Origin of the sequence: Pseudomonas kitaguniensis (assembly GCF_009296165.1) — a bacterium.
Taxonomy (GTDB): Bacteria; Pseudomonadota; Gammaproteobacteria; order Pseudomonadales; family Pseudomonadaceae; genus Aquipseudomonas; species Aquipseudomonas kitaguniensis.
The window spans coordinates 22,456-32,246 of sequence record NZ_VUAZ01000126.1 but is presented as its reverse complement, the minus strand read 5'-3'; the positions used below and the strand labels follow the sequence as shown (position 1 = coordinate 32,246).

Annotated in this window: 4 protein-coding genes and 3 pseudogenes; 2 read left to right on the top strand and 5 right to left on the bottom strand. The window is 59.8% G+C overall.

The window, feature by feature from the left end:
* Window positions 1-95: 95 nt before the first annotated feature.
* From F0169_RS20495 to msbA, 3 genes and pseudogenes are all read right to left on the bottom strand, one after another.
* Window positions 96-1,031, bottom strand: a complete 936-nt coding sequence (locus F0169_RS20495) for an NAD-dependent epimerase/dehydratase family protein (protein WP_152747476.1) — start codon at window positions 1,029-1,031, stop codon at window positions 96-98.
* Window positions 1,024-2,445, bottom strand: a pseudogene (hldE, locus tag F0169_RS20490) (bifunctional D-glycero-beta-D-manno-heptose-7-phosphate kinase/D-glycero-beta-D-manno-heptose 1-phosphate adenylyltransferase HldE). Before hldE ends, F0169_RS20495 begins: the two are co-directional and overlap by 8 nt.
* Window positions 2,446-2,662: 217 nt before the next feature.
* Window positions 2,663-4,468: a lipid A export permease/ATP-binding protein MsbA gene (gene msbA / locus F0169_RS20485; protein WP_152747475.1), complete on the bottom strand. Its 1,806-nt coding sequence runs from the start codon at window positions 4,466-4,468 to the stop codon at window positions 2,663-2,665.
* A gap of 159 nt (window positions 4,469-4,627) precedes the next feature.
* Here msbA and F0169_RS20480 point away from each other — a divergent pair.
* Both F0169_RS20480 and F0169_RS20475 read left to right on the top strand, forming a co-directional pair.
* Window positions 4,628-6,509, top strand: a pseudogene (locus tag F0169_RS20480) (O-antigen ligase family protein).
* Window positions 6,510-6,513: 4 nt separating this feature from the next.
* Entirely contained in the window at window positions 6,514-7,713 is a 1,200-nt protein-coding gene (locus F0169_RS20475) for an acyltransferase family protein (protein ID WP_058411380.1), read from the top strand.
* Here the strand turns inward: F0169_RS20475 and F0169_RS20470 are convergent.
* Both F0169_RS20470 and F0169_RS20465 read right to left on the bottom strand, forming a co-directional pair.
* Window positions 7,708-8,591: pseudogene (locus F0169_RS20470) on the bottom strand (glycosyltransferase). The gene F0169_RS20475 and the pseudogene F0169_RS20470 sit on opposite strands and share 6 nt — an antisense overlap.
* Window positions 8,588-9,736, bottom strand: a complete 1,149-nt coding sequence (locus tag F0169_RS20465) for a glycosyltransferase family 4 protein (RefSeq protein WP_152747474.1) — start codon at window positions 9,734-9,736, stop codon at window positions 8,588-8,590. The pseudogene F0169_RS20470 and the gene F0169_RS20465 overlap by 4 nt, the downstream one beginning before the upstream one ends.
* Window positions 9,737-9,791: the final 55 nt, after the last annotated feature.

Here is a 9,791-nt window from a genome sequence, read left to right as displayed (position 1 = left end):
CCACATTTGACTGCATTCCCGGGTTGGAACTCAGCTAAATGTGGGAGGGGGCTTGCTCCCGATGCAGGCACCCGGATATTTCAGACAGAGTCAGCTCAACCGTGCAGCAACCGCTGCAGGCCAACTTTCAACGGAGTAGGTTCGGGCAGCGTGAAGCTCGCCAACAGCCGTTGGTTGTTCGCCCGCGAATGCCGAATGTCGCCCAAGCGTGCCGGCCCGTAAGTGATGGTCGGCAATGTGCCAACCACTTCTTCCAACGCCTGCAGTACTTGTTTGAGTGTGGTGGTGCGGTTCCAGCCCACGTTGATCGCACCCTGCGGCGCATCTTCGGCTTCGATGGCCTGCACCAGCACGTCCACCAGGTCTTCGACGTACATGAAATCGCGGGTTTGCTCGCCATCGCCAAACACGGCAATCGGCACACCCTGTTGCACGCGCTCGCTGAAGATACTGATCACACCGGAGTACGGCGATGACGGGTCCTGGCGCGGCCCGAAAATGTTGAAGAAGCGGAAAATCACCGGCTCCAGGCCATGCTGGCGGCGGTAAAAGTCGAAGTAAAGCTCGCCGGCCAGCTTGTCCGAGGCGTAAGGCGTCAACGGCGCTTTGGTGGTCTCCTCATCAATCGAGGCGCCTTCGCCATTGTTGCCGTACACCGCTGCACTGGAAGCAAACACCACGCGTTTGACGCCTGCCTTGCGCATGGCTTCGCAGACATTCAAGGTGCCGACAAAATTGCTCTGATGAGTGCTGACGGGGTCATCCACCGACGCTTGTACCGAAGCCACTGCGGCCAAATGCACCACGGCCGTGGCGCCAACGGCGGTTTGCGCCACCAGCTCGGCATTCGCTACATCACCTTCGACGAGCTGCACGCGCGGGTTGCCCATCGGCAAATTGCTGCGCTTGCCGGTGGACAGGTTATCCAGCACCCGCACGCCGTAGCCCTTGGCGAGCAAGGCATCGACCAGGTGCGAGCCGATAAAACCGGCGCCGCCGGTGATCAGAACCCACTTATCAGCTTCACTCATTGTTGCGAATCTTCTCGACGATGGCGGTGGTTGAGCTGTTCTCAACCAAGCCCAGCACTTTGACCTTGCCGCCGTAAGCACTGACGATGTCTGCCCCCACGACCTGGTCGACAGAGTAGTCACCGCCTTTGACCAGCACGTCCGGCTTGACCTGGGCCAGCAGGCTTTCCGGGGTGCCTTCCGAGAAGCTGATCACCCAGTCCACCGCGCCCAAACCGGCCAGTACGGCCATGCGCCGGTCAACACTGTTGATCGGACGGCCAGGGCCTTTCAAGCGACTGACCGAGGCATCGTCATTGACCGCAACGATCAGGCGATCGCCTTGGGCGCGCGCCTGTTCCAGGTAAGTCACGTGACCGGCATGCAGGATGTCGAAGCAGCCGTTGGTGAACACGATGCTTTCGTTGTGGGCACGGGCATCGTCAATCGCCAGCAGCAGTTGCTCGCTGGTCAATACGCCACGCTCTGAGCCTTCGGAACGCTGGATAGCCCGGCGCAATTCAGGCGCGCTGATCGCAGCAGTACCCAATTTGCCTACCACAATGCCCGCCGCCAGGTTGGCCAGGGCACGGCGTGGGGCAATTCTTCACCGCCGCGATGGACGCGGCCAGGGTGGAGATAACGGTGTCACGGCGCCGGTGACGTCGAACACTTCACGCGCACGCGCCGGCAGGTGCATCGCCGGTTGGCCTGGGCGCAGCAAGGTCATGCCGTGTTCACCACGGGTTACCAGCAACGCACCCAGGTCGAGGTCGGCCATCAGCGTGGCGCCCTTGGTCACCAGTTCGTGTTCATCGGCGCAACCGCCGACGATGGCTTCGAACTCGCTGAGGTTTGGCGTGATCAGGCTGGCACCGCGATAAATCGAGAAGTCCTTGCCCTTGGGATCGGCCAGTACCGGAATGTTGCGGGCCTTGGCGGCCTGGATCAGCGCCTGATGGTTTTTCAGAGCGCCTTTGCCGTAATCGGACAACACCAGCACTTTGACACCGTCGAGCAACGTGTCGACCTGGCTGCTGAGCACCAAGGCGTCGGTGGCGAAGGGTTCTTCGAAATCGATACGCAGCAATTGCTGGTGACGGCTCATTACCCGCAGCTTGACGATGGTCGGCTGATGGGCGATGCGCTGGAACAGCGCGCGCACGCCAGCGCCGCGCAGGCTGTTGGCCAGGCTGTCGGCGGCCTCGTCGTCGCCGGTCACACCCACCAGCGAGGCCGGGGCGCCGAGCGCGGCAATGTTGAGGGCAACGTTGGCAGCGCCGCCCGGACGGTCTTCGATTTGTTCGACCTTGACGACTGGTACCGGCGCCTCAGGGGAAATCCGTGAGGTACCACCATGCCAGTAACGGTCGAGCATGACATCGCCGACCACCAAGACAGGGGCTTGATCGAATCGCGGCATGGACAACTTCATGGAGCAACCCACTACAAAATGAACAGGGCCGCGATATTAGCACAGGGTTACGCGAGGCTTCTCGGATCAAGAGCAGGCGGCCTGAAAGCCGACCTGAGTGGTTGGATCAAAAGCGCTTTCTGTGGGAGCGCTTGCTCGCGATGCAGACGACTCGGGCCACCAGGTACACCGAGTTGATGCCATCGCGAGTAAGCCCGCTCCCACACAGGTCGTTGAATCAGGTGATCTCGGCAGCTACCGGCGCATCCAGGCCCATGGCGTGCAGTCGCGCGTAGTAACCGTTTTGTGCGAGCAACTCGGCATGGCTGCCGCGCTCGACAATTCGACCGTCGTCCATCACCAGAATCAAGTCGGCCTTTTCAATGGTCGACAGGCGATGCGCGATCACCAGCGTGGTGCGCCCCTGCATGACTTTGTCCAGAGCGGCCTGAATGTGCCGCTCGGACTCGGTATCGAGGGCCGAAGTGGCTTCGTCGAGAATCAGCAGCGGCGCGTTTTTGAGCAAGGCGCGGGCGATTGCCAGGCGCTGGCGTTGGCCGCCGGACAACAGCACGCCGTTTTCACCGACCGGGGTATCGAAGCCTTTTGGCAACTGGTCAATGAAGTCCTTGGCGTAGGCATCCGCCGCCGCCGCTTCAACGTCTGCCCGCGGCGCACCGGCGAGGTCGCCGTACGCGATGTTGTTGGTCACGGTGTCGCTGAACAGGGTGACGTGCTGGGTCACCTGGGCAATGTGTTTGCGCAGGTTGAGCAGTTTGTAGTCCTCGACCTCAACACCGTCCAGCAGGATTTCACCGCTGGCATGGTGATAGAAACGCGGGATCAAGCTGGCCAGGGTCGACTTGCCGCTGCCGGAACGGCCCACCAGGGCGATCATCTGCCCAGGCTCGGCGGTAAAGCTGATGTCCTTGAGCACATGGCGTTCGGTGCCGGGGTAGGTGAAGTTGAGGTTACGCACTTCCAGCCGACCGCTGACCTTGTCGCGCTCGACCGTGCCGTGGTCAACCTCTTGCTCTTCGTCCAGTTGTTCGAAAATGCTTTCTGCGCCGGCCACACCTTTCTGGATGGTCGAGCTGACTTCCGACAACTGACGAATCGGCTTGGGCAAAAGGCCCGCCAGGGTGATGTAAGCCACCATGTCACCGGCCGACGCGTCGCCACGCAGGTACAGCACCAGAAACATCAGCACCGCCATGGCGGTGTAGATCACCAGTTGCAGCAGCGGCGTGTAAATTGCCCCGGTGCGGGTCATGCGCAGTTGCTTGTCGGTGTTGCTCTGGCTGGCCTTGAGGAAGCGCTTTTCCTCGTAGACTTCGCCACCGAAGCTGCGCACCACGCGGTAGCCCTGGATGGTTTCGGAGGCAACGTGCGTCACATCGCCCATGGCCACCTGGATTTTCTTGCTCTGCTTGCGAAATTTCTTGCTGGCCGTACGAACCATCACTGCAATCAACGGCAGGATGGCGATCATCACCAGCGTCAGGCGCCAGTTCATGAACAGCAGGGAGGCGAACAGGAAGATCACCGTCATGCCTTCGCGGATCACCACCTTGATGGCATCGGTCGCCGCCCCCGTGACCATGGTCACGTTGAAGGTGATGCGGGAAATCAGGTGCCCCGAATTGTGATTGTCGAAGTAGCGGTTGGGCAACGTCAGCAGGTTGTTGAACAACTGCACGCGCAGGTCGTGGACCAGGCCCAGCGAGACCTTGGCCAACAGGTAGTTGCCCAGGAACGAACCCAGGCCCTGCCAGGCTGCAATCAGAATGATCAACAAAGGCACGGCCTGCAGCAATTGCAGGTCACGCAGGTACGGTACGCTGGGGAACAACACCGCTTGCGGGTTGGAAAGGCCGTCGACGAAGTACTTGAGGATGTACCCCAGCATCGGCTGGGTCGACGCGAAAATCAGAAATCCGACGATACTCAATGCGAACAAGCCGGCGTAGGGCTTAACGTAACTGAGCAGGCGGAAGTATATTTTCAAGCTCGAAGGGCTTGCGCTCGGACTAGAGTCGGTCATATCACGCGGCGTTTTGAAAAAGGAGGCTGACTTTAGCACAGCTTCTCTGTTGTACTTGCACCCGGCATGACCCGCAGCCGGGCCGGATTCATCCGGCGACATTATATAGCCACTACCTTAAGATGGCCGGCTTTCTCTTTTCTGGAATGGCTTTACTGTATGCACTCCACGCGCCTCACCTATGGCTCAAATCGTGTTTTCGACTTCCTGGTCCTGTGGGTTTTACCCATTGGCTTGTTGTTGTTGCTGAGTTCGCTGTTCTTCGTGACCAATCGCAATGTGCTGCACAAGTTCTACTACGTGCTGTTCAGCGCGCCTACCTTGTTGCTGCTATGCCTGCGCCCGGCCGAAATCAAAGCGATTTTGCGCGAGCCGCTGGCGATAGCGTTTTTGGTGTTCTCCGCTTGGGCGCTGACCAGCCTGTTCTGGAGCCCTCAGCCTGAGACCGACTCCGACCTGTTTAAACGCCCGCTGCATACGTTCATGCTGTTTGCAGGTTTTGGCCTGCTGCTGCACTACCGCAACGAACTGTTCAAGCCGATATTCTTCAGCGCCGCGGTGATTGCCCTGGTGGTCTGTGCCTGCAACCTGGTGGTATTCGCCCCGCATTTCGCAGAAGGCGAACGCATGATTGGCGGGCGCGGAGCGCTCGATAACCCGTTGCTCAGCTCACATGTGTTTGGCTTTTTCTGCGTCTATTGGCTGTACGTCTGCATGACCACCAACCGTTTGCAGGTGCTCTGGTTCAGCGTGCCGGCGCTGGCAATCATGGCGGCCGCGATCCTCGCGACAGGCTCCAGAACGCCACTGGTGGCATTGGTCCTTGCGGTGCTTTGGTTGAGTTTTACAAGCCGCAACCGCCGCGCCGCGCTGCTGATCGCGGGCCTGTTGGTGGGCGTGGCGGCGCTGTTGCTGCTGTGCCCGGAACTCATCACCAGCCGTGGCAGCTCCTTTCGCTTCCAGTTGTGGGATATGTCGCTGCAACGTATCGCCGAGCATCCGTGGATCGGCCACAGTTACGATTCCGAGCTGTACCTGACACCGGCACAAGGTATCGTGCTGCGCGAAACTCACAGCTTCGCCCTGGGCGTGCTGTATTACGTCGGCATCATTGGTTTCATACCGTGGATCTTCATGCTTGGCTGGGGCTTGTACAAAAGCTTCAAGGAGCGCGCGCAGCCGCTGTTCATCCTGGCCTCGTCGCTGCTGGCGTACGGCATCGGCGCCGGCCTGACCGAAGGCGGCGGCATCCTCTCGCGGCCCAAGGAGCATTGGTTTCTGCTGTGGATTCCGCTGGCCATGATCGCCGCCTGAGCATCGCCCAGCGGCGCCGCAGCTTGCTGCGCAGGCCGGTCGAAACCCTCAAGCCCGACACCTTCGAACAGCTGTGCAGCAACGCCCAGGTCATCGAGGCCGATGGTCTGGGACCCAAAGTATTGCGCCTCGAAGACGGCAGTTTCCTCAAGCTGTTCCGCGCCCGGCGCTGGTACACCTCGGGCAGCTTCAACCCGTATTCCGAGCGGTTTGCCAGCAACAGCGAGCAACTGCGTGAACACGATACCCCGTCACCGTCTATCCTCGACCTCTACCGTTTGCACGACGGTAGCAGCGCCGTACGCTACCAGCCGCTGCCTGGGCTGACGTTGCGCCAAGCCCTGCAAAGCCTCGACAGCAGCCTGCGGGAATCGCTGGTTGAGCGTTTCGGGCGGTTTATGGCGCAGTTGCACGAGCGCGGTGTTTACTTCCGTTCGCTGCACTTGGGTAACGTATTGCTGATGGATGACGGCGAATTCGGCCTGATCGACGTCGCCGATATGCGCATTTATCCGTCGCGCTGCGCAATGCGCTGCGCCAACGCAACCTGCGGCACATGCAACGCTACCCGCAAGACCGCAATTGGCTATTCGAGTCGCATTTTGAACAATTGGCTAAAGGCTATGCCTCTGTGGCATCGCCAAACGCCACGGTAAAAATCCGCGAGCAGGTCCAAGCATTCACTCGCCCAGCCACACTCGGCGAAAGCCCAACTATAAAAAGGTGATGGCTTGACCCCCTGGATTTCCACCCCCCTACTGGCCATTGCGGTGTACGCACTGGCCATTTGCACTGCATCCATCCTCCTGCACCTGTTCCCGCGTATTCGCGAGAGCCTGGTTGCCACCGGCAGCCAGCGTTTCGCAAGCATCGACGGGCTGAGGGGTTATCTGGCACTCGGCGTATTCATTCATCACGCGGTGATCATCTGGATCGCGCTGAATACCGGCATCACGGAAGTCCCCAAAAACAAGTTCTACGCACAGACCGGCCTGGCGAGCATTGCGCTGTTTTTCATGATCACCGGGTTTCTGTTCTGGGGGCGCCTGCTCAAGCAACGCCAGGACCACGACTGGCTGGCCTTCGCTGTTTCACGCCTGTTTCGCATCTATCCGCTGTATTTGCTGCTGTTGGCGGTGGTGGTACTCGGCGTGTTCGGCCTGCAGAATTGGTCGCTGATGGAGACACCGACTCAGTTGCTAAAGCATATCGCGATGTGGCTGACCTTTGAGCGGCCAGACATCAACGGCTACCCGCAAACCGGCAGCATGATTGCGAACGTCACGTGGACCCTGGCCTATGAGATGTTTTTCTACCTGAGCCTGCCTTTTTTTGGCGCGCTGTTCATCTACCGAGGCGGCTGGCATAAAACGGCGCTGGCGGTACTGGCGATTGTCCTGGTGTATCAACTGGTGGGCTGGGAGCATTCCCTGCGCACGCACATTCTGTTGACCTTTGTCGGCGGCATTGCGGCAGCCTATTGGGTACGCAACCCCGCGCTGGTAGCGTGGGGCCAGACGCGACTGGCAGCCGTCATCGCACTGGTGGCCCTGGCGCTGGTGATGGGCGCCTTCCGCAAAAGCTTCTCCATCGCGCCGCAGCTCTTGCTGACAGTGTTTTTTGTGGTGGTAGCGTCGGGCAACACCTTGTTCGGTGCGCTGCGGCTGGCAAGCGTGCGCTGGTTGGGCGAAGTCAGCTACAGCACGTATCTGCTGCACGGGCTTTTGCTGTGGCTGGCGACGACACAGGTGCGCGCACTGCTGGCGATTGATTTGCGCGGCGCCGTGCCCTATCTGTCGATGCTGGCGGTGATTACGGTGCTGCTGGTGATCATCAGCACCTTGAGCTTCCTCTACATCGAGAAACCCGGCATCGAGGCCGGCAAGCAGGCGCTGCGGCGCCTGCGTCGAGCCAAACTCGAAAGCCTATGAGCTGCGCAGCGGCGCCAGGTACAGCCGCGCCAGCCCACGCAAGGTCTTGCGCCCCCAGAACTTCAACGGGATTTGCTTGAGAATCTCCCGTGCCAGCACCCGATCACGGTTTGCCGTCTTCAAAAACATCGAATTCAGGAACCTGTAACGTACTTGATCATAGGCCGGGTGATCGCTGAACAACGCGTAGCTCTTGAGGATGTTCTGAATCATGTAGCGATGATTCTTGTAGGTGTTGCTGCCGTGCTGGCGATAACGCGCCATCACCACACCCAAGGCGTCGATGGTGTAGCCGGCGGCGGTGATCTTTAACTGGATCAGCAAGTCTTCCAGCGGAATCAGCGGGTCAAACCCACCGACCTCCTCCAGCGCTTCGCGACGAATCAACATCGTCGGCGCGGGCGGAAAAGGTTTTCGATCCATGAACATGTCATCGAAATCGAGGCTGCGAAACGGCACATCGAGGTGCTGTTTTTTCGCGGGGTAAGGCTTGCCCTCGCCATCAATCAATTCGATGTTGCCGGCACAAATACCCACCCGAGGTTTGTCCGCCATGTAGGCAACCTGGGTCGCAATGCGCTCAGGCAGCATGATGTCGTCAGAACCGAAAGGCGCGATCAGGCTGCCCTTGGCGCGCGCACGGCACCGTTCAGCGTGGCCGTAAGCCCTTGGTTTTGCTGCACCTGAAAATCAAAACCGTGCTCGGCCTGCAAGCTGAGGATGCGCTCGACACTGTCGTCTTTCGAGCCGTCATCGACTACCAACAGTTCGATATTGGGGTAGGTCTGGCCGAGCACGCTGAGAATGCTCTGCTCGATGTACGGGCCGTGGTTATAGGACGCGATGATCACCGAGACCAAGGGTTGTTGCTGACTCATGCTCTACCTGCTTTGTGTAAACCGGTTTCGATCAGGTCCAGGTACTTTTGCTGAAACTCAGCCAAGCCGTGGTTTTGCTCCAGGTAGCTGAATACTTGCTCGCCCTTGGCCTTTAATTGCTCGTCGCTCATCGCCAGGTAGGTGTCCAGCGCGGCAGCCAGTTGCTCGACATTGCCTGGCTCATGCGACAGTCCGCCCGCGCCTTGCACCAAGGGCAGCATCGCCGGCCCGTTGGAGGCGATCACCGGCAAACGCCCGCTCATGCCTTCCAGCAACGCCAGGCCCAAGCCTTCGACCAGCGACGGCATGGTCCAGATGTCAAACGCGCGCACGTACTTCAAGCCATCCTCACGAAAACCCAACAGATGCGCGCGACCGTTCAGGCCGAGGCGCTCTATGTCGGCGCGCAAATCCGCTTCAATCCGGCCGGCGCCAATGATGCCGACCTGAGCGTTCGGGTATTTGTCTTTAAGCGTGGCAAACGCCTGCAACAGATGGGTATGGCCCTTGATCGGCACCAGTCGGCCCAAGGCACCAATCATGCGTGCGTCCAGCGGCAAGCCCAAGGCGCTGCGCGCTGCATCGCGCGGCAGCTGCAAGGCTTCAGCCTGGGGAATATCGATGGCGTTGGTGACGTAGGTGGTGTTCTCGCAGGTGAAGCCGCAATTCAGCTCAACCAGGTAATCGCGAACTGCCGCCGACACCCCCACAAAACGCCAAGCCGGGCTGACCAGGCGTTGGGTCTGGCGCCGACGGTAGCCGCGCGCATACTCGCCAAAACCATGGGAAATACCGATGCACAACGGGATCTTCAGCCAACGGTTGAGCGACAGCATCATGTTCACCGACTTGAAGCGGTTACAGATGACCACGTCGAACTGCTGCTCGCGGCAATACGTGTAGATCTTCCACATGGCGCCCAGGCGAATGCCCTTGAGGGCTTTCTCTGGAAACTCAAAGTATTTCGAGTGATCCGCCACGCTCACGGGCTGGCCTGGCTGCGGACGGCCACTGAGAAACCCCGACGTCACCTCGAAACGTTCAACCGGCAGCGACTTGACGATTTGCTCACCCAGGTCGGCAAAGTCGTTAGCCTTCACGTTGTAATCCGGTTGTAACTGCAACACCTTAAAACGAGGTTTCATAACTCTCCATCCGGCGATCAGGCTGCGGGCAGGCAGCCCGGCGAAAACGGTGCGG

Excerpts from the sequence above, each read along its gene's own strand:
- F0169_RS20465 (WP_152747474.1), bottom strand. The coding sequence starts at position 9,736 with ATGAAACCTCGTTTTAAGGTGTTGCAGTTACAACCGGATTACAACGTG.
- msbA (WP_152747475.1), bottom strand. The coding sequence starts at position 4,468 with ATGACCGACTCTAGTCCGAGCGCAAGCCCTTCGAGCTTGAAAATATAC.
- F0169_RS20495 (WP_152747476.1), bottom strand. The coding sequence starts at position 1,031 with ATGAGTGAAGCTGATAAGTGGGTTCTGATCACCGGCGGCGCCGGTTTT.